An 18,122-nucleotide genomic window follows, 5' to 3' on the forward strand; every position below is an offset into this window, starting at 1 on the left:
GCGAACCTCGCGCTTGCCTCATGGGGCGGAGAAGTCTCGGAGGGGGGAGCGGGGGCGGGCGGGTCAGCGGCAGCGCAGGCCGTTGCCGGGCAGGGCCGACGCGGCCGGGGCGAAGGCCGGCAGGAGCAGGCCCTCGGGGGCGTACTCCCGGGGCACGAGCACCTCGAGCGCCGGCTCGTGGCCGAACGACGTGAACCGCGTTCCGTCGCTGAGGCGCTCCGGGATCCAGCCCACGCCGTCGACCTCGAGGCACTCGGTGTCGGTGGGCCCGGGGGAGGCCACGCCGCAGCGGGCGACGACGGCGGGGTCCCCCCAGGCGGCGACGGCGGGGCCGCCGGGCGCGGTGTCGCGGCGCGGCATCCCCGAGACCTCGTCCGGCCAGGCCCGTGCCGCCGCCTCGCACGCCGGCGAGGACCCGGCCGCCGGCACGGCCACCTCGACGGCGGACGAGCACGCGGACAGCGCGACGGCGGCCACGCCGAGCGCGGCCGCCGTCGTGCGGGGGCGTCCCCCGGTCAGACGTGCACCACCGTGCAGGTGAGGGTGCGGGTGATGCCCTCGACGTCCTGGATCTTGGCGATGACGAGCTTGCCGAGCTCGTCGACGGTCTGGGCCTCGACCCGGGCGATGACGTCGTAGGGCCCGGTGACGTCCTCGGCGAGGGCGACACCCTCGAGCTGGGCGATCGACTCGGCGACGGACGCGGCGCGGCCGACGTCGGTCTGGATCAGGATGTAGGCCTGTACCACTGAAGTGCCACCTCTTCGTTCGTCGGGGCCGCTCGGCCCCTGCGGTCGGGGCGCGCCCGTCGAGACCGGCGCGCTCCAGACGCTACCGTGCCGGTGGTCCCCACGTCTCGGGAGGGTTGGGTCAGCGTGCGACTGCGCGACGTCAGCGAGGGCGAGCTGCTCGCCCGCGTCTTCCCCGTGTACGCCGGGGCCCGGCCTCCGGCGTGGGGCACCGTGACCGTCGGGCCGGGCGACGACGCCGCGGTCGTCGGCACCCCGGGGGGCTCGGTCGTCGCGACGACCGACTCGATGGTGCGCGGCCTGGACTGGCGCGACGAGTGGTCGAGCGCCCACGACGTCGGGGTCAAGGTGGCCGCCCAGAACCTCGCCGACGTGGCGGCCATGGGGGCGGTGCCGACCGCGCTGCTCGTCTCGCTCGTCGCCGACCCCGACCTCGAGGTGGAGTGGGCCGTCGACCTGGCCCGCGGCATATCCTCGCTCGCCGAGCAGGCCAGTGCGCCCGTCGTCGGCGGCGACCTGTCCGCCGCCCCGCCGGGGGTCGTCGTCGTCTCCGTCACGGCACTCGGCGACCTGCGCGGGCTGGCCCCGGTGCTGCGCTCGGGGGCGCGACCCGGCGACGTCGTCGCCGTGTGCGGGTCGCTCGGCCGGTCCGGCGGCGGGCTCGCGCTCTACGAGCGCGGCGAGCCGGACCCCGACCGGATGCCGTCCATGGATGCCGGGCGCTCGGCTGGGCGCTCCGCCGGCCGCTCGACCGGCCGCCCTGGCGAGCGCGAGGCACCGGGGGAGCGGGCGCTCGCCGTGCGGGCCCTCATGCGCCACCACCGGGCACCGGTGCCCCCGTGGCGAGCCGGGCCGCGGGCCGCGGCCGTCGGGGCGCACGCCGTCGTCGACGTCTCGGACGGGCTGGTGACCGACCTGGGCCGGGTCGCTGCGGCGAGCGGCGTGCGCATCGACCTCGACGGTACGGTGCTGCGCGAGCGCTACGCCGTGGGGCCGCTCACCCTGGCCCTGGGCGAGGGCGAGGCGATGCGCCAGGTGCTGTCCGGCGGGGAGGAGCACTGCCTCGTGGGGGCCTTCGCCGACGCGGCGTCCCTGCCGCCCGCCAGCCCATCCGCCAGCCCGGCCGCCAGCCCACCCGCCAGCCCAGAGCTCGAGGACGGCGAGGAGGGCGAGGACGGCGGCCCGGAGGCGTGGCACGTCGTCGGGCGGGTCCTGCCCTCGTCCGGAGACGGCATCCTCGTCACCGTCGACGGCACGGTGCCCGAGGCGAAGGGCTGGGACCACTTCGCCCGCTCATGACCCGGCGACCCCGACTCCGTGCGACCTGGGTGCAGTTCACCGGGCTCGATCGTGAGAGAACCGCAGGGGAGTCGCACGAGGTCGCGGGCGCTGAGCAGACGGGTCGCGGGCGCCGGGCAGACGGGTCGCGGGCGCCGGGCAGACGAGAGCGGGCGGACCCCCGTGGGGACCGCCCGCTCCTCGGTGCGTCAGGACCTCAGCGCTTGACCTTGCCCGCCTTGAGGCAGGAGGTGCAGACGTTGAGCCGCTTCGGGGTCACACCGGCGTCGCCGACGAGCGCCTTGACGCGCTGGATGTTGGGGTTCCAGCGACGCTTGGTGCGGCGGTGCGAGTGCGAGATGCTGTGCCCGAAACCGGGTCCCTTGCCGCAGACGTCGCAGTTGGCAGCCACGGGTGATCTCCTACGGATGTGGTGAGGGTGGTCTTCGGCGGCCCGCACGGGCAGGCGCGCAACCGGACAAGAGTAGCCGAGCCGCACCCGACCGACCAAAACGCCGCCTGGGGCTGCGGGTGCCGGCCGTTAGGGTGAGGCCGTGCCCGATGTGCTCACCGCCGCCGACGCCCGCCACTGGGCCCTGCTCACCCGGGCGGCGCTCGCGGCCCGGCGCACCGAGATCGACGCCCTCAACGTCTTCCCCGTGCCCGACGGCGACACCGGCACCAACCTCTACCTCACCTTCGACGCGGCCATCGACGAGGTCGTCGCCGTCCACGAGGAGGCCGGCATCCTCGGCGAGGCCTCGCTCGTGCGCGAGTGCCGCACCCTCAAACGGGCCATCCTCCTGTCCGCCCGCGGCAACTCCGGCGTCATCGTCAGCCAGCTCGTCGGCGGGCTGTGCGACGCCGTCATCGACGCCGACGCCGAGGTCGTCGACGCCCTCCTGCTCGCCGACGCCTTCGCGCGCGGTGCCGCCGCGGCCCGCGCCTGCGTCGCGCACCCGCAGGAGGGCACCATCCTCACCGTCGCGGATGCCGGGGCGGCCGCGGCCGTCGAGGCCGCCGAGGGCGGGGCCTCCATCGCCGACGTGTGCGAGGCCGCGGTCGACGCGGCGCACGATGCCCTCGCCCGCACCCCCGACCAGCTCGAGGCCCTCGCGCGGGCCGGGGTCGTCGACGCCGGCGGCGCCGGCTGCGTGCTCATGCTCGAGTCGTTCCACCGCCTCGTCACCGGCCGGTGGAGCGCCACCGACGAGGGCCTGCTGTCGGCCGGCCCCGCCCTGCACCGGCGCGACGAGTGGCGCCTGCCCCCGGTCGCGCCAGCCGAGCCGTCCGCGGGCCCCCCCGTCGCCACCTCGGCCACGGCGACCGGAGCCGAGCGGGGCGTCGCTCCCGGCGGCACCCCGCTCTCCGTCGCCGGACCGCTCCCCGGCCACGACCCGCTCGACCTCGCCGGTGAGGCCGTCTCCGACGGTCCGGCCTACGAGGTGATGTACCTCCTCGGCGACACGAGCGCCGAGGCGGTCGAGCGGCTCACGCGCACGCTCGACGGGCTCGGCGACTCCCTCCTCGTCGTCGGCGGCCCGGACCTGTGGAACGTGCACGTCCACGTCGACGACCCCGGCGCCGCCGTTGAGGCCGGCATCGCCGCGGGGCGCCCCGAGCGGGTCCGGATCACCCACTTCGCGAGCCAGGTGGCGATCCGCGAGCAGCCCGTCCCGCTCGCCGTCGTCGCGTGCTCAGCCGGTCCGGGCATCGCGGCGCTGCTGCGTGAGGCCGGAGCGGTCGTCGTCGACTCCGGCCCGGGTCGCCGCGCCTCGGCCGGGCAGCTGCTCACCGCGGTGCGCTCGACCGGAGCCCACGCCGCCGTCATCCTGCCGGGCGACAAGGACACCCTCATGGCCGCCGAGGTCGCGGCCCAGGCCGCCTCGGGCGAGGGCGTCGACGCCCACGTCGTCCCGGCCCGCACGACCGTACAGGCGCTCGCGGCCCTCGCCGTGCTCGACCCCGCCCGCCCGCTCCACGCCAACGTCGTCGCGATGACCGGCGCCGCGGTCGCCACCCGGCACGGCGCGGTGTCGGTCGCGACGAAGGAAGCGCTGACCTGGGCCGGCGTGTGCCACCCCGGCGACGTGCTCGGCATCGTCGACGGCGACGTCGCGTTCCTCGGCGCCGACGTCGAGACCGCGGCCCGCGACGTGCTCGACCGGCTGCTGTCGGCGGGCGGCGAGCTCGTCACCCTCGTCGTCGGCGCCCAGGCCGCCCCGGGCCTGGCCCAGCGCACGGCCGCGTCGCTCGAGCACGACCGACCCGAGCTCGAGGTCGTCGTCGTCGAGGGCGGGCAGCCCGTCTACCCGCTCCTCATCGGGGTGGAGTGAGTGGGGGTGCCCTGAGTGGCGACCGAGTCGAGCAAGCTCACGCCGATCATCGCGAGCGCGGCGAAGAAGTTCGCGTCGGCCCGCGACATCCACACCGTCGGTGACCTGCTCGCCTTCTGGCCGCGGCGCTACCGCACCCGCGAGAGCGACCTCGGGTCGGCGGAGCCGGGCACGTTCCTCGTCGGGGTCGCCGAGGTCAAGAGCGCGTCGACCCGGCGGATGCGCGAGCGCAAGGGGACGATGCTCAACGTCGTCATCACCGACGGCCGGCACGACATCGACCTCACGTTCTTCAAGGCGTGGGGCCACGAGAAGGTCCTCGTCCCGGGAGCCCGCGGCATCTTCGCCGGCACGGTCAGCACCTACAACCGCCGCCTCCAGCTGACCCACCCCGGCTACACGATGCTCGACGACGTCGACGACGGCGAGCGCCGCGACCTCATCCCGATCTACCGCTCCGTGGGCTCGATGCACACGTGGACCGTCGCCGAGAGCGTGCGCCGGGTGCTCGACGTCCTCGACGACGTGCCCGACCCCGTGCCGGTCGAGGTGCGCACCGCCCGACGGCTCGTCTCGCGCACCGAGGCGCTGCGCGGCATCCACACCCCGGCCACGTGGCACGAGGTCGAGCAGGCCCGACGCCGGTTGCGCTTCGAGGAGGCGTTCGTCCTCCAGGTCACGCTCGCGCAGCGCCGGCTCACGGCATCCGGCCAGGCGACGACGCCGCGCACCGCCCGGCCCGGCGGCATCCTCGAGGCCTTCGACGCGGCACTGCCCTTCGAGCTCACGGCCGGCCAGCGCGAGGTCGGCGCGACGATCGCGGCGGAGATGGGCCGCCCGGTGCCGATGCACCGGCTGCTCCAGGGCGAGGTCGGGTCGGGCAAGACGGTCGTCGCGCTGCGCGCCATGCTCGCCGCCGTGGATGCCGGGGGGCAGGCCGCGCTGCTCGCCCCGACCGAGGTGCTCGCCGCGCAGCACCACCGCACGATCACCGCGATGCTCGGTCCGCTCGCCGAGGGCGGCCTGCTCGGGGGCGCCGAGCGGGGGACCCGGGTCGCCCTGCTCACCGGGAGCCGGTCGACCGCTCAGCGCCGCACCGCGCTGCTCGACGCGGCGAGCGGCGACGCCGGCATCGTCGTCGGCACCCACGCGCTGCTCCAGGAGAACGTCGACTTCCGCGACCTGGCCCTCGTCGTCGTCGACGAGCAGCACCGCTTCGGGGTCGAGCAGCGCGACGCCCTGCGCGGCAAGGGGGTCGTGCCGCCGCACGTCCTCGTCATGACCGCGACCCCCATCCCCCGCACCGTCGCCATGACGGTCTTCGGCGACCTCGAGACCTCGACGCTGCGCGAGCTGCCCGCCGGGCGAGCCCCCATCACGACGCACGTCGTCCCCGAGGACCGGCCCGGGTGGATGGCGCGCACGTGGGCCCGGGTCGCCGAGGAGGTCCGGGCCGGCCGACAGGCCTACGTCGTCTGCCCCCGGATCGGCGACGACGACCCGGCCGACGACGGCACGGGCGAGGGTGCCGACCTGCGCGAGGAGCCACTCGGCGACGACGACGAGGCCCCGCGTGCCCCGGCCCGCCCGCTCAAGAGCGTCCACGCCGTGCACGCCGGGCTGCTCGAGGAGCCGGCTCTCGCCGGGCTGCGGGTCGAGGTGCTCCACGGCCGCCTTCCACCCGAGGACAAGGACGCCGTCATGGCACGCTTCCAGCGCGGCGAGGTCGACGTCCTCGTCTCGACGACCGTCATCGAGGTCGGGGTCGACGTGCCCAACGCGAGCGTCATGGTCGTCATGGACGCCGACCGCTTCGGGGTCTCGCAGCTGCACCAGCTGCGCGGACGGATCGGCCGGGGCGGCCACCCCGGCCTGTGCCTCCTCGTCACGGGGACCGACGCCGAGCCCGCGACGGTGCGGCTCGACGCGGTGGCCGCGACGACCGACGGGTTCGCCCTCGCCCGGCTCGACCTCTCGCAGCGCCGCGAGGGCGACATCCTCGGCGCGGCCCAGCACGGCCGGCGCAGCCAGCTCGAGTTCCTCCACATCCTCGAGGACGAGGAGGTCATCGAGGCGGCCCGCGAGGACGCCTTCGCCCTCGTCGCCGCCGACCCGGACCTGACGGGGCACCCCGTGCTCGCCGCGGCGGTCCGGGCCCGCGTCGACGCCGAGCAGGCCGCCTACCTGGAGCGGGGCTGAGGTGACCCGGATCATCGCCGGCAGCGCGGGCGGCCGCACCCTGCGCACCCCGCCCGGGTCGGGCACCCGCCCGACGAGCGACCGGGTGCGCGAGGCGCTGTTCTCCGCACTCGACGCGCGCGACGTCGTGCGCGGCGCGCGCGTCCTCGACCTCTACGCGGGGTCGGGTGCACTCGGCCTCGAGGCGGCCTCGCGCGGTGCGGCCACCGTCGTGCTCGTCGAGTCCGACCGGCGGGCGGCCGAGCTCGTCGCCCGGAACGCGCGCGAGCTGGGGCTGCCCGGCATCCGGGTGGTTCGCGCCAGCGTGCAGGCGGCGCTCGCCCCCGACCCCGGGCCTTCCGACGCCGCCGACATCGTGCTCGTCGACCCGCCGTACGAGGTCGGCGAGCACGAGCTCGGCGCGGTCCTCGCGCGGCTGGCCGCCGGGTGGCTCGCCGCGGAGGGCCTCGTCGTCGTCGAGCGCTCGTCGCGCAGCCCGGAGCCCGCCTGGCCCGACGGCATCCATCGCGTCGCGAAGGCGAAGAAGTACGGCGAGACCACCCTCTGGCTCGCCACCCGGGGGTGACGGCGAGCGGACGCACGCGCCGGCATCCGACCTGCGGCAGTCCCGCGGACGACGGGCCCCACGACACCCGCCGGCTCGGCCATGATGGGCCCATGACCGACATCGACATCCCCCGGCCCACGAGCGGCGACGTGCTCGAGCTCATCCTCGACGACCACCGGCTCTTCGAGGACCTCCTGCGCGAGTGCCGCCGCACCGACTCCGACCGCGCCGCCGCGCGCCGGGCGCTCGCCGAGGTGCTCGTCGCGCACGCCCTGGCCGAGGAGGAGAAGGTCTACCCCCAGCTGCGGCGCAGCCGGGCCATCGGCGGCCACGAGCAGGAGCACAGCGAGGAGGAGCACGCTGAGATCAACGAGGCGCTGCTCGCGTTCCTCCAGGCCCGCGGCACCGACACGCAGAAGTACGACGACGCGCTCGAGGAGCTCGCGACGGTCGTCAACCACCACGCGAACGAGGAGGAGCAGACGATCCTCAACCCGGCCCGTGAGGAGGTCGCGCTCGCGCGCCGCGAGGAGCTCGGCGTCGAGTGGGCGACCCGGCGCAACGAGCTGCTCGAGCAGGGCTGTGCGTCCGAGGAGCAGGTCGCCACCCTCCTCGACGAGGCCGTCGCCGAGGGCGTGCTCGCGCCCGAGGAGGCCCGTGAGGAGGCCGACGCCGTCAAGGGGGAGGCGAAGAAGCAGGCCGAGGAGATCGAGGAGTCGGCCAAGAAGGCCTGAACCACGGCATCGCACTCGAGTTGGGTGCTCAGGTGGTCGCCGGGGCAGCCACCTGAGCACCCAGGGCGAAGAAGGCGGGGCGTGGCGTCGGTAGCGTGGTGCCCGTGACCCCCCGCCCCAGCCGAGCCGTGTGCCCCGGCTCCTACGACCCCGTCACCGCCGGGCACCTCGACGTCGTCGAGCGCGCCGCGGCCCTGCACGACGAGGTGGTCGTCGCCCTCCTGCACAACCCGGCCAAGGCGGGGACCTTCACGGTCGACGAGCGCCTGGGCTTCGTCGAGCGGGCCGTCGCGGCCCTCGGGCTCTCGGACCGGGTGCGGGTCGAGGCGTTCGCAGGACGCCTGCTCGTCGACGTGTGCCGCGACGTCGGGGCCACCGTCGTCGTCAAGGGGCTGCGCGGGTCGACGGACTTCGAGTACGAGCTGCCGATGGCCTTCATGAACCGCCACCTCACCGGCATCGAGACCGTCTTCGTGCCCGGGGACCCCGCCCTGGGCCACGTCTCGAGCTCGCTCGTCAAGGAGGTCGCCCGCTACGGCGGCGACGTGACCGACCTCGTTCCCGACGACGTGCGCGACGCCCTCGTCGCCCGCCTGCGTGCCGGCGGCTGAGCGGGGCTCCGAGGGCACCGCCACCCGCAGCGGCTTCCGGCCCGACATCGAGGGCCTGCGCGCGGTCGCGATCCTCACCGTCCTCGCGCACCACGCCGGGCTGCCGCTGCACGGCGGCTTCGTCGGCGTCGACGTGTTCTTCGTCATCTCCGGCTTCCTCATCACCGGCCTGCTCGTCGCCGAGCTCGACCGGAGCGGCACGATCTCGTGGTCGCGCTTCGTCGGGCGCCGGGTCCGGCGGCTCCTGCCCGCCGCCGTGCTCGTGCTCGTCGTCACCTCGCTCGTGTCGTTCGTCGTCGTGCCCGGCCTGCGCCGACGCGACATCGGGGTCGACATCGCGGCGTCGGCCGCGTACGTCGTCAACTGGGTCTTCGCCCGGCGCGAGGTCGACTACCTCGCCTCGGACCTGCGCCCCTCGCCCGTCCAGCACTACTGGTCGCTCGCGGTCGAGGAGCAGTTCTACGTCGTCTGGCCCCTGCTGCTCATCGTCCTCTCCCTGCTCGTGCGCCGGCCGAGCCGGCGGGTCGTCGCCCTCGCGCTGGGCACCCTCGTCGCGTCGTCGTTCCTGTGGTCGCTCTGGTTCTCGCACGCCTCCCCGCGCCCGGCGTTCTTCACGACGACGACCCGGGTGTGGGAGCTCGGCATCGGCGCCCTGCTCGCGGTGGCCCTCGCGGGGCGGCCACGGCCGGACCCGGAACCGGGTCGGACGCCGGGGTCGCTGGCCCGGGCGGCGCTCGGGTGGGCCGCTCTCGTGGCCCTCCTGGCGGTGGCGGCGTTCCTCCCCGAGGGCATCGAGTGGCCGAGCGCCTGGGCGCTGCTGCCCACCGTGCCGACCGCCGTGCTCATCTGGGTGGGGTGGCGGGGGGCGCCACTCGGGCCGGTCCGCCTGCTCGGGTCGCGTCCTCTCGTGTGGGTCGGTGCCCTGTCGTACTCCATCTACCTCTGGCACTGGCCCGTCATCGTCCTCGGTGAGTGGACGGTCGACTGGGCGGGCAGCACCCTGCCGGCGTGGGGCACGGTCGCGCTCGCCCTCGCCTCCCTCGTCCCGGCCTGGCTGTCGTGGCGCCTCGTCGAGTCGCCGATCCACCACGGGCCGTGGCTGCGGGAGCGGCCACGGGCCGTGCTCGCCGGCGGGCTCGCGCTGTCGTGCGCCGGGGTGCTCGTCGCCCTGCCGCTCCTGCCGCTGCGCTCGCCGTTCGACACGACCCCGCCGGGTGGCGTGCTGCCGCCGGTCTCCGCGCTCGGGGCCGCCACGGTGCGCCTCGACGAGCCGCCCGCCGGCGTCGACGACCCCGGCTGGGTGACCCCCGACCCCCTCGTCTCCGGCGAGGACCGCCCCGCGGCGGACGTCGACCGGTGCCAGGTCGACGTCGCGACGACGGAGCCGTTGGCCTGCACCTTCGGCGACCCCGACGGCCCGACGACGGTCGCCCTCGTCGGGGACTCGAAGGCGATGCAGTGGCTGCCGGCGCTCGAGGAGGCGGCCTCGTCGCGCGGCTGGCGGGTCGTCACGTGGGGGAAGTCGTCGTGCGCGTTCTCGAACGCCCCGGCCACCGAGGCGGGCCTGGCGTACCCGGAGTGCGACGCGTGGCGGGATGCTGTGCTCGGCCGCCTGCGTGCCGACCCTCCCGACGTCGTCGTCACCTCCGGGGTCGCGACGAGCGCCTGGACGGCGGACGGCCCCCAGCGCCGTCCGCTCGTCGAGGGCTACGCCTCGTTGTGGCGCTCGCTCGCCGACGGGGGGGTGCCGGTCGTCGTCGTCGGCGACAGCCCGCTGTCCCCGGACGACCTCGACATCTGCGCGGCCCGGCACCCGCGCGAGCTCACCCGGTGCGCGTTCGACGCCGGTCCGGCGACCTCGGGCAGCGGCCTGCCGGTGCAACGGGAGGCCGCCGCGGCGTCGGGGCCCGGGGTGCGCCTGCTCGACCTCACGGCGTGGATCTGCCCCGAGGAGCGCTGCCCCGTCGTCATCGGCAACGTCGCCGTGCACCGCGCGGGGGACCACCTCACCGCGACGTACGCCGCGACGCTCGCTCCCCGGGTCGCCGCCGCGGTCGAGCAGGCCCTCGAGCGCGGACCGCAGGGATGACGCGGATGCCGGGCCCCGGCATCCGGTTTGGGTGCACGGCCCCCGACCGGTAACCTTGACCCTCGGTCTGCGTCCGTGTGGCGTGGCCGAACCACCCCCGACGACACCCAAGGCTCATGACTCGACTCGACCCCCGGTCCCCGATGGTGCTCGACACCAAGCTCGTGGGCCGTCGACCCGGGGCGATGAGTGAGCTGGTCCGTGAGGTCGGGGCGCCGAGTGACTTCGGCACGGACGTCATGCGCGTCGAGGAGGGCCAGCCCCTCGCCCTCGACCTGCGCCTGGAGTCCGTCGTCGAGGGCGTGCTCGTCACCGGTTCGGTCCGTGGCACGGCGACCGGCGCCTGCGTGCGGTGCCTGGACCCCGTCAGCCAGGAGGTCGACGGGTCCTTCCAGGAGCTGTTCGTCTACGCCGAGCGCCACGACCACCACCGCGAGGTGGGGGACGAGGACGCCGACGAGGAGCTCCGGATCGAGGACGGTCTCATCGACCTCGAGCCGGTGCTCCGTGACACGGTGGTGCCCGCACTGCCGTTCAAGCCGGTGTGCCGGCCCGACTGCCCCGGGTTGTGCTCCGAGTGCGGCATCCCGCTCGCGGAGGATCCCGGGCACCAGCACGACCTGATCGACCCCCGATGGGCGGCGCTCTCGGTCCTGACCGAGACCTCGCCCACGCCGACAGAGAAGAGGACCTGACGTGGCCGTTCCGAAGCGGAAGATGTCGCGCTCCAACACCCGCTCGCGCCGCGCCAACTGGAAGGCGACGGCCGTCGCCACGACGACCTGCCCCCAGTGCAAGTCGCCGACCCAGCCGCACGTCGCGTGCCCGTCGTGTGGCACCTACAAGGGCCGCCACTACGGCGCCGCCGAGCGCACCGAGCACCAGGGCTGATCGCTTCCCCATGGGGAGGGGGTCGGCTGGTGCGCTCACACCGCTGCGACCCGTCACCGAGCTGCTCGAGCACCTCGTCGAGGTGACCGGTGGCCCGGTCGACGCGGCGGTGCTCCAGCGCGCCCTGACCCACCGCTCCTACGCCTACGAGGCGGGCGGGCTGCCGCACAACGAGCGGCTCGAGTTCCTCGGCGACTCGGTGCTCGGGCTCGTCGTGACGACGTCCCTCTACGACACCCACCCCGACACGAGCGAGGGCCAGCTCGCGAAGCTCCGCGCGGCCGTCGTCAACATGCGCGCGCTCGCCGACGTCGGGCGCACCCTCGGCCTCGGCGACTACGTCTACCTCGGGCGCGGTGAGGAGTCCACCGGGGGCCGCGACAAGGACTCCATCCTCGCCGACACGGTCGAGGCCGTCATCGGCGCCGTCTACAGCTCGGGCGGCATCGAGGCCGCCGGGCGGCTCGTGCACCACCTCGTCGACCCGCTCATCGCCCAGTCGGCCACCCTCGGGGCCGGCCTGGACTGGAAGACGAGCCTGCAGGAGATCACGGCGCGTCACGCGCTGGGCGCCCCCGAGTACTCCGTCACCGAGGACGGCCCCGAGCACGCGAAGTGGTTCGAGGCCGAGGTCCACGTCGGCGGCGACGTGCTCGGCCGCGGGGCGGGCCGCACGAAGAAGGTGGCCGAGCAGGAGGCCGCCGCCCTCGCCTGGGCGACGCTCCGCGACCGCCACGAGGGAGCCGTGCCGCCCGAGGAGGCCGGTGCCTGAGCTGCCGGAGGTCGAGGTCGTGCGCCGCGGCCTCGCCGAGCACGTCCTTGGCCGCACCGTGGCCGACGTCGAGCTCGACGGCCACCGGGTGGCCCGCCGGCACGTCGCAGGGCCGCAGGACCTGCGCGACCGCCTCGCCGGGCGCCGCGTCGCCGACGTCCGGCGGCGCGGCAAGTACCTCTGGCTCGACCTCGGTGACTCGCTCGGGCTCCTCGTCCACCTCGGGATGAGCGGCCAGCTCCTCGTCGAGGACGCCGACGCCCCCCGCGAGAAGCACCTCCACGCGCGGTTCCGCTTCACCGACGACGGCCCCGAGCTGCGCTTCGTCGACCAGCGCACCTTCGGCGGGCTGGCCCTGGCCGACCTCGGCGAGGGCGGCGTGCCGACGACGATCGCCCACATCGCCCCCGACCTGCTCGAGGCGGCCTTCGACCGGCCGGCGGTCGTCCGACGGGTCAAGGCGAGGGACAGTGCCGTCAAGCGGGTGCTGCTCGACCAGACGGTCGCGTCGGGGATCGGCAACATCTACGCCGACGAGGCGCTGTGGCGGGCCGGGGTGCACGGCGAGCGGGTGGCGAGCACCCTGACCGGGCCACGGATCGGCCGGCTGCTCGACCACGCCGCGCAGGTCATGCGCGAGGCGCTCGACGAGGGCGGCACGAGCTTCGACGCGCTCTACGTCAACGTCAACGGGGCCTCCGGCTACTTCGACCGCTCGCTCGCCGCCTACGGGCAGGCGGGGCGGCCGTGCCGGCGGTGCGGCACCCCCATCCGGCGGGAGCAGTTCATGAACCGGTCGTCCTTCTCGTGCCCCCGGTGCCAGCCCCGGCCGCGCCGCCGGCTGACGCCCCGCGAACGTGGGTGAGGACCGTCGTCCAGACGGTGGTCTTCACCCAGGTTCGGGGGGCAGGCCGATCCGGCGGTCGAAGCCCCCGGGGGCGTGGACGTTGAGCAGCCGCACGTCCGTCGTGCCCTCGTTGGCGATCGCGTGCCGCGTCCCGGCCGGGACGAGCACGAAGACGCCCGGGCCGGCCTCGACCCGTCTCCCGTCCTCTCCGAGGGTCACCGAGAGCGTGCCGTCGAGGACGAGGAACGAGTCGTCCTCGTCGTCGTGGACGTGGCCGGGCACCCCCTGCCCCGGCGCGAGGACGACGATCCCGAGGTTGAAGAACGGGGTGTCGTCCGTGCGGGCGAGGAACTCGACGTTCCCGACCCGGTGGCCCCGCCCCGGTTCGGTGACGACGACCGGCCGGGTCATCGCGCACCGCCGCTGACGAGCTCGGCGCCGACCTCGGCGCCGGCCAAGGAGCCGGCCGCGGAACCGAGTGCGCCCCCGAACGTGTCGTGCGGGTCGACGGCGGCCTTGACCCGGCGCAACCGCTCGAGGACGTCGGGAGTCCACGCGCGGCTCAGGGCCTGCTCGCCGCCGTGGCCGCCGAAGTTGACGAGCGTCGTCCCCGGTGACCACGGCTCGAGGGTGCGCAGCACCCCGTGCGTCACGACGGGAGCGACGTCGCGCAGCGGTGGCGGCGCGGGTGCGACGACCGACAGCGAGAACGCCCCCTCGCGCCCGGCGACCGCGTTGGGCACCGCGGCGGGACGCGCGAGGGCGCCGCCCATGAGCCGCAGCTCGACCATGGCGAGCGGGATGTCGACGTCCGGGCCGGCCACGCCGAGGAGGGCGTCGAGGGCCGCCGGTGGGAGGGAGTGCAGGATGCCGCCGCGCATGACGGCGGGCATCGGCTCGGTGGGGTCCATGTGGATGCCGTCGACCGCGGCGTACGACATCGGCCCGACCGTGTCGAGCAGCGCCGGCGCGACGGCGCGCATCGGCGCGAGCAGCGCCTCGCCACGCGCGGGCGGCCCGGCGAGCCCGAACCGCAGGGCCAGGCTCACCACCCCGCGCAGGGGCGGCGGGACCGAGTCGAGGGGTGGGAGCCGGAGCACGGCGACCGACGTCGTGACGTCCTCGGGCATGGCTGGGGCCCACTCCGCCCAGGCGCGCAGCACGCGCTCGACGTCGCCCGGCCCGAACAGCACCGCCCCGCCGAAGAACTCGGGCACGGGGACGAGCCCGAACTCGACCGCGGTCGCGATGCCGAACCGGGCCTGGCCGCCGCGCACCGCCCAGAACAGCTCGGGGTCGGACTCCGCGGTGACGCGGCGCAGCGTGCCGTCGGCGGTGACGAGCTCGACGGCCCGCACGTGGTCGGCGGCGAAGCCGTGGCGCCGGGCGAGGTGGCCCATCCCGCCGCCGAGGGTGTAGCCGACGACACCGACCCCGGACGAGGAGCCGGACAGGGGTGCGAGCCCGTGGGGTACGGCCGCGTCGATGACCGAGCGCCACCGGGCCCCGGCCTCCACCCGCGCTGTGCGGGAGTGCGGGTCGACCGTGACGCCCCGCATCCGGGCGGTCGTGACGAGCACCGCCCCGTCGACGGGGTCGGCCGCGCCGTGGCCGGTCGCCTGGACGGCGACCGGGATGCCGACCTCGCGGGCGTGGCGGACGGCCGCCGCGACGTCACCGGCACCCTCGGCCGCGACGACGAGCGCCGGGCGGTGGGTGACAGCCGTGTTGAACCCGGACACCTCGGCGGCGGTCGCCGGGGCGTCGCCGTCGAGGACCGCTCCGACCACCTCGCGGGCCAGCCGCTCGCGTGAGCCTGTCGTGTGCATCTCGTCTCCTCCTGTCGCCGCCGCGGGGTGCGGACCGGCTCGTCCTTCGACTGTGGGTCTGAGGAGGGCCCCGGCACATGAGGCATTCACCCAGTCCGTGGAGGTGAGGGGCGCAGGATGCCGTGTGCCCGGCATCCGCGGCCGACCTCCGCGCGGGGAGGTGCCCCCGCTCGGGATCCCGTGGTGCCCGGCGTCTGGGCGGTCGGCTCACACGACGTCGAGCAGGCCGCGCCGCTGGGCGACGGTGACGGCCTCGGTGCGGCTCGACACGTTGAGCTTCGCCATGAGGTTGCTCAGGTGGACGCTGGCCGTCTTGGCGCTGATGAACAGCCGGGCGCCGATCTCGCGGTTCGTCAGGCCCTCGGCGACGAGGGCGAGCACCTCCCGCTCGCGCTCGGTGAGCACCGCGTCGAGGGCGGCCCCGGGGGCGGCGAGGCGCTCCCGGCTCACCAGGGCGCCGACCGCCCGCTCGAGCGGGGCGGCCCCGATCCGTGCGGCCGTCGCGGCGGCCTCCCGGGCGTGGGCCCGGGCGCCGTCGCGGTCCCCGGCGTGGACGAGGGCCGCCGCCAGCCGCCAGTGGCAGCGGGCCTGCTCGGGGACGTGACCGTAGCCGAACGCCTCGAGCGCGCGCTCCCACTCCTCGACGGCGGGCCGGTCGAGCGCGCGGGCATGCTCGGCCAGGGCACGGACGTACCAGGCGCGCCCCTCGGGCCCGAGGTCGCCGGGGCGACCGTGGCCGCCGGACGCGATGCGCTCGACCCGCTCGCGCAGGAGCCCGGCCCGCCGTACCGCGTCGTCGGCGCCCGCGACGTCCCGGCGCCTGCGGCACGTCGACGCGAGGTCGGCCAGCGCGGCGAGCGCGAGCGCCGACAGCCACAGCCCGCCGTACGCGCCCTCGCCGGCCACGGCGTCGAGGTGGGTCTGGGCGCGCTCCACGACCTCGACGGCGGCCTCGGGGTCGCCCTCCCAGGTCAGGAGGTCGGCCTCGCACCCACCGGCGACGAGGGCGACCTGCGGGTCGGCGTCCCAGCTGCCCCGCAGCCCGGCCACCCGACGCCTCGCGTCCGGCGACCCACCGGCCACCGCGGCGTAGCACCCGACCGCCGCGAGGCGGGCCGCGGCCACGTCGGGCGGGGGGCCCTCCGGGGCCTCGGTGGCCCGAAGGCTGCCCTCGAGGTCGCCGGAGACGTATCGCACGACCGCGTGGAGCACCCGGATCTCGACGCCGGGCCCGCTCCACCGCAGGCCGCTCTCGGCCACCCGGGCCATCGCCGTGCGCAGCACCGGCAGGGATGCCGTGACGTCGCCGTTGTAGTAGCGCAGCGAGGCGAGCGCGTAGTGGGCGCGCAGCTCCGCGAGGGGTTCCCTCGCGGTCCGGGCCAGGCGCAGCGCGGTGCCGAGGCGCACGGCGGCCGCAGCCCGGTCGCCGGCGATCTCGTCGAGGAAGGCGAGCGTCGTCACGGCGTCGGCCTCCAGGCCCGGAACCGCCGCGGCCCGGGCTGCCTCGAGCGCGGCCTCGGCCCTCGGGCGGGCCTCGGCGGGGCGACGGGCCCCGAGCAGCGAGCGGGCGAGCACGACCTCGGCGAGGGCCGCGAGGGGTGCCTCGACCCCACCCTCCTCGGCGAGGTGCACGGCATCCTCGGCGGGGCCCACCGCCTCGTCGGTGGCGTCGACCTCGACGAGCCGACGGGCCAGCTCGGCCCGCGCCTCGACGCCACCCGGGGCGTCACCCTCCGCGTCGCACAGGGCGACCGCCCGCCGCCCCAGCTCGACGGCCCGCCCCGGCTCGCCGGCGAGTCCCGCGGCTCGGGAGGCCCGCACCGCGAGGCGCCCCTCCGTCAGGCCGGCGCGGGCCTCGTCGCCGGCCGTCGGCCACGCCGAGAGCGCTCGCCCGAGGTGCTCGAGGGCCTCGTGCGGGGCGGGGAGCCGCATCGCGTCCTCGGCCGCCCGCACCGACCACACGAGCACCGTGGCCGGGTCCCCGGCCTCGACGGCGTGGTGGGCCACCGCGGCGGGTACCGGAGCGCCGGCGGCGCCGGACCCCAACGCGGATGCGTACGCCGCGTGGAGCCGGGCGCGTTCGCCCGGGAGGAGGTCGTCGTGGACCGCGGCCCGGAGCAGGTCGTGGGGGAAGGCGTAGCCGGCACCGGCCGGGACGAGCAGGCCCTCGGCCACCGCGAGGCGCAGGGCGTCGTCGAGGGACGCCTCGTCCAGGGCGGCACCGACCCCGGCCGCCCGGCGCAGGACCCGGTCGGGCACCGGCTGGGTGCCCACCGACGCGCAGCGCACGACCGTGCGCACCGGGTCGGGCAGCCGCTCGAGCCGGCCGACGAGCACGTCGGCGAGCCCGCGGGGGACGCCGTCGCCGAGGCCGCCGGTGCGGGCCACGTCGGCGGCGAGGGTGGTCACGAAGTACGGGTTGCCCCCGGTGCGGCGGAAGACCTCGGCGGCGACGCGCCCGGCCGTCCCCACCCGGTCGGGGTCGGGCCGGTCGGGGTCGCCCGAAGCGGCCACCCCGACGAGGTCGAGGTAGCGCGCGACCTCGCCCTCGTCGAAGGGCTCGAGGTCGAGTCGTCGCACGGTCGGCAGACGCCCGAGCTCGCCGACGAGCGCGCGGGCCCGCGGGTGGGCGGCCAGCCCGTCCGTGCGTACCGTCGCCACGACGAGGAGCCGCTGCGTCGTGGACCGGCCGATGAGGAAGGTGAGGAACGCCGCGGACGACGCGTCGACCCACTGGAGGTCCTCGACCGTGACGACGACGGGCCCGGCGAGCCGACCGAGGTCGGCGAGCAGGGTCGTGGCGGCGTCGAGGACCCGCAGCCGGGTCGACCCGTCGTCGCCCGGCGCGTCCACCGGCCCGCGCGCGCCACGGGGGTCGTCGAGTCCGGTCAGCACCGCGGCCCGCCCGAGCGCTGCCGCGACGGCGGGGTCACCCTCGCCGCGGGTCCGGACCGCGCGCAGCAGGTCGGTCACCACGAGGTAGGGCAGGCCGGGATCGCCGACGTCGACGCACTGCGCGCCGAGCACGAGGGCATCGGCCGGCACGACCTGCTCGCGCAGCGCCCGGACGAGCCGCGTCTTCCCGACGCCGGCCTCGCCGGCGAGGAGCACCGCGCACGCCTCGCCGGCCGACGCGGCCGCCACCGCCGCTCGCAGGACCCCCACCTCCGCCTCACGACCCACGAGCGCTGCGGGACCGGAGCCGGACATGCCTGCATGATGCACCACGACGGCCGGGGA

At 76.2% G+C, this 18,122-nt stretch carries 17 protein-coding genes; 11 read left to right on the top strand and 6 right to left on the bottom strand.

What is annotated here, in order from left to right:
* Window positions 1-63 precede the first annotated feature (63 nt).
* Window positions 64-477 (bottom strand): DUF3515 family protein, encoded by a 414-nt coding sequence (locus tag ABD899_RS05100; protein ID WP_345203071.1) that lies wholly within the window; start codon window positions 475-477, stop codon window positions 64-66.
* A 38-nt stretch (window positions 478-515) separates the two neighbouring features.
* Window positions 516-749 (bottom strand): Lrp/AsnC family transcriptional regulator, encoded by a 234-nt coding sequence (locus ABD899_RS05105; RefSeq protein WP_345203074.1) that lies wholly within the window; start codon window positions 747-749, stop codon window positions 516-518.
* Window positions 750-875: 126 nt separating this feature from the next.
* Here ABD899_RS05105 and thiL point away from each other — a divergent pair, with 126 nt between their 5' ends.
* Window positions 876-2,048 (top strand): thiamine-phosphate kinase, encoded by a 1,173-nt coding sequence (thiL, locus tag ABD899_RS05110; RefSeq protein WP_345203077.1) that lies wholly within the window; start codon window positions 876-878, stop codon window positions 2,046-2,048.
* 196 nt (window positions 2,049-2,244) lie between these two features.
* Here the strand turns inward: thiL and rpmB are convergent, their stop codons facing one another.
* The gene (rpmB, locus tag ABD899_RS05115; RefSeq protein ID WP_010849146.1) at window positions 2,245-2,439 is read right to left on the bottom strand and encodes a 50S ribosomal protein L28; all 195 of its coding nucleotides are present in this window, start codon (window positions 2,437-2,439) and stop codon (window positions 2,245-2,247) included.
* A 142-nt stretch (window positions 2,440-2,581) separates the two neighbouring features.
* On the opposite strand from rpmB, the gene ABD899_RS05120 reads away from it, so the two are divergent.
* From ABD899_RS05120 to mutM, 10 genes are all read left to right on the top strand, one after another.
* Window positions 2,582-4,363: a DAK2 domain-containing protein gene (locus ABD899_RS05120; protein ID WP_345203082.1), complete on the top strand. Its 1,782-nt coding sequence runs from the start codon at window positions 2,582-2,584 to the stop codon at window positions 4,361-4,363.
* A 15-nt stretch (window positions 4,364-4,378) separates the two neighbouring features.
* Complete coding sequence (locus tag ABD899_RS05125) at window positions 4,379-6,562, top strand: ATP-dependent DNA helicase RecG (protein ID WP_345203084.1); 2,184 nt, start codon at window positions 4,379-4,381, stop codon at window positions 6,560-6,562.
* Window position 6,563: 1 nt separating this feature from the next.
* Window positions 6,564-7,127, top strand: a complete 564-nt coding sequence (gene rsmD, locus ABD899_RS05130; RefSeq protein ID WP_345203087.1) for a 16S rRNA (guanine(966)-N(2))-methyltransferase RsmD — start codon at window positions 6,564-6,566, stop codon at window positions 7,125-7,127.
* Between the two features lie 92 nt (window positions 7,128-7,219).
* Window positions 7,220-7,843 (top strand): hemerythrin domain-containing protein, encoded by a 624-nt coding sequence (locus ABD899_RS05135; protein ID WP_345203090.1) that lies wholly within the window; start codon window positions 7,220-7,222, stop codon window positions 7,841-7,843.
* Window positions 7,844-7,947: 104 nt separating this feature from the next.
* Window positions 7,948-8,454 carry a pantetheine-phosphate adenylyltransferase gene (gene coaD / locus ABD899_RS05140; protein ID WP_345203092.1) on the top strand — a complete coding sequence of 169 codons (507 nt, stop codon included), beginning with the start codon at window positions 7,948-7,950 and terminating at the stop codon, window positions 8,452-8,454.
* Window positions 8,441-10,543 carry an acyltransferase family protein gene (locus tag ABD899_RS05145; RefSeq protein ID WP_345203094.1) on the top strand — a complete coding sequence of 701 codons (2,103 nt, stop codon included), beginning with the start codon at window positions 8,441-8,443 and terminating at the stop codon, window positions 10,541-10,543. The genes coaD and ABD899_RS05145 overlap by 14 nt, the downstream gene beginning before the upstream one ends.
* A gap of 116 nt (window positions 10,544-10,659) precedes the next feature.
* On the top strand, window positions 10,660-11,238 hold the full coding sequence (locus ABD899_RS05150) for a YceD family protein (protein ID WP_345203097.1): 579 nt from the start codon (window positions 10,660-10,662) through the stop codon (window positions 11,236-11,238).
* Between the two features lies 1 nt (window position 11,239).
* Window positions 11,240-11,434 (top strand): 50S ribosomal protein L32, encoded by a 195-nt coding sequence (rpmF, locus tag ABD899_RS05155; RefSeq protein ID WP_345203099.1) that lies wholly within the window; start codon window positions 11,240-11,242, stop codon window positions 11,432-11,434.
* 10 nt (window positions 11,435-11,444) lie between these two features.
* Window positions 11,445-12,206, top strand: a complete 762-nt coding sequence (gene rnc / locus ABD899_RS05160) for a ribonuclease III (RefSeq protein ID WP_345203102.1) — start codon at window positions 11,445-11,447, stop codon at window positions 12,204-12,206.
* Window positions 12,199-13,071: a bifunctional DNA-formamidopyrimidine glycosylase/DNA-(apurinic or apyrimidinic site) lyase gene (gene mutM / locus ABD899_RS05165; protein WP_345203104.1), complete on the top strand. Its 873-nt coding sequence runs from the start codon at window positions 12,199-12,201 to the stop codon at window positions 13,069-13,071. Before rnc ends, mutM begins: the two co-directional genes overlap by 8 nt.
* Before the next feature lie 24 nt (window positions 13,072-13,095).
* On the opposite strand, the gene ABD899_RS05170 is transcribed toward mutM, so the two are convergent.
* The 3 genes from ABD899_RS05170 to ABD899_RS05180 form a co-directional block, all read right to left on the bottom strand.
* On the bottom strand, window positions 13,096-13,464 hold the full coding sequence (locus ABD899_RS05170; protein WP_345203107.1) for a cupin domain-containing protein: 369 nt from the start codon (window positions 13,462-13,464) through the stop codon (window positions 13,096-13,098).
* Window positions 13,461-14,882, bottom strand: coding sequence for an FAD-binding oxidoreductase (locus ABD899_RS05175; RefSeq protein ID WP_345203110.1), 1,422 nt, complete (start codon window positions 14,880-14,882; stop codon window positions 13,461-13,463). The genes ABD899_RS05170 and ABD899_RS05175 overlap by 4 nt, the downstream gene beginning before the upstream one ends.
* A 207-nt stretch (window positions 14,883-15,089) precedes the next feature.
* Entirely contained in the window at window positions 15,090-18,092 is a 3,003-nt protein-coding gene (locus ABD899_RS05180; protein ID WP_345203112.1) for a helix-turn-helix transcriptional regulator, read from the bottom strand.
* Window positions 18,093-18,122: the final 30 nt, after the last annotated feature.

It is taken from the genome of Fodinibacter luteus (genome assembly GCF_039541575.1).
Classification (GTDB): Bacteria; Actinomycetota; Actinomycetes; order Actinomycetales; family Dermatophilaceae; genus Fodinibacter; species Fodinibacter luteus.

What these genes read in the sequence shown, in the direction of transcription:
- ABD899_RS05175 (WP_345203110.1), bottom strand. Translation starts at nt 14,882, where the DNA reads ATGCACACGACAGGCTCACGCGAGCGGCTGGCCCGCGAGGTGGTCGGA.
- ABD899_RS05150 (WP_345203097.1), top strand. Translation starts at nt 10,660, where the DNA reads ATGACTCGACTCGACCCCCGGTCCCCGATGGTGCTCGACACCAAGCTC.
- rnc (WP_345203102.1), top strand. Translation starts at nt 11,445, where the DNA reads ATGGGGAGGGGGTCGGCTGGTGCGCTCACACCGCTGCGACCCGTCACC.
- ABD899_RS05180 (WP_345203112.1), bottom strand. Translation starts at nt 18,092, where the DNA reads ATGTCCGGCTCCGGTCCCGCAGCGCTCGTGGGTCGTGAGGCGGAGGTG.
- ABD899_RS05170 (WP_345203107.1), bottom strand. Translation starts at nt 13,464, where the DNA reads ATGACCCGGCCGGTCGTCGTCACCGAACCGGGGCGGGGCCACCGGGTC.
- ABD899_RS05135 (WP_345203090.1), top strand. Translation starts at nt 7,220, where the DNA reads ATGACCGACATCGACATCCCCCGGCCCACGAGCGGCGACGTGCTCGAG.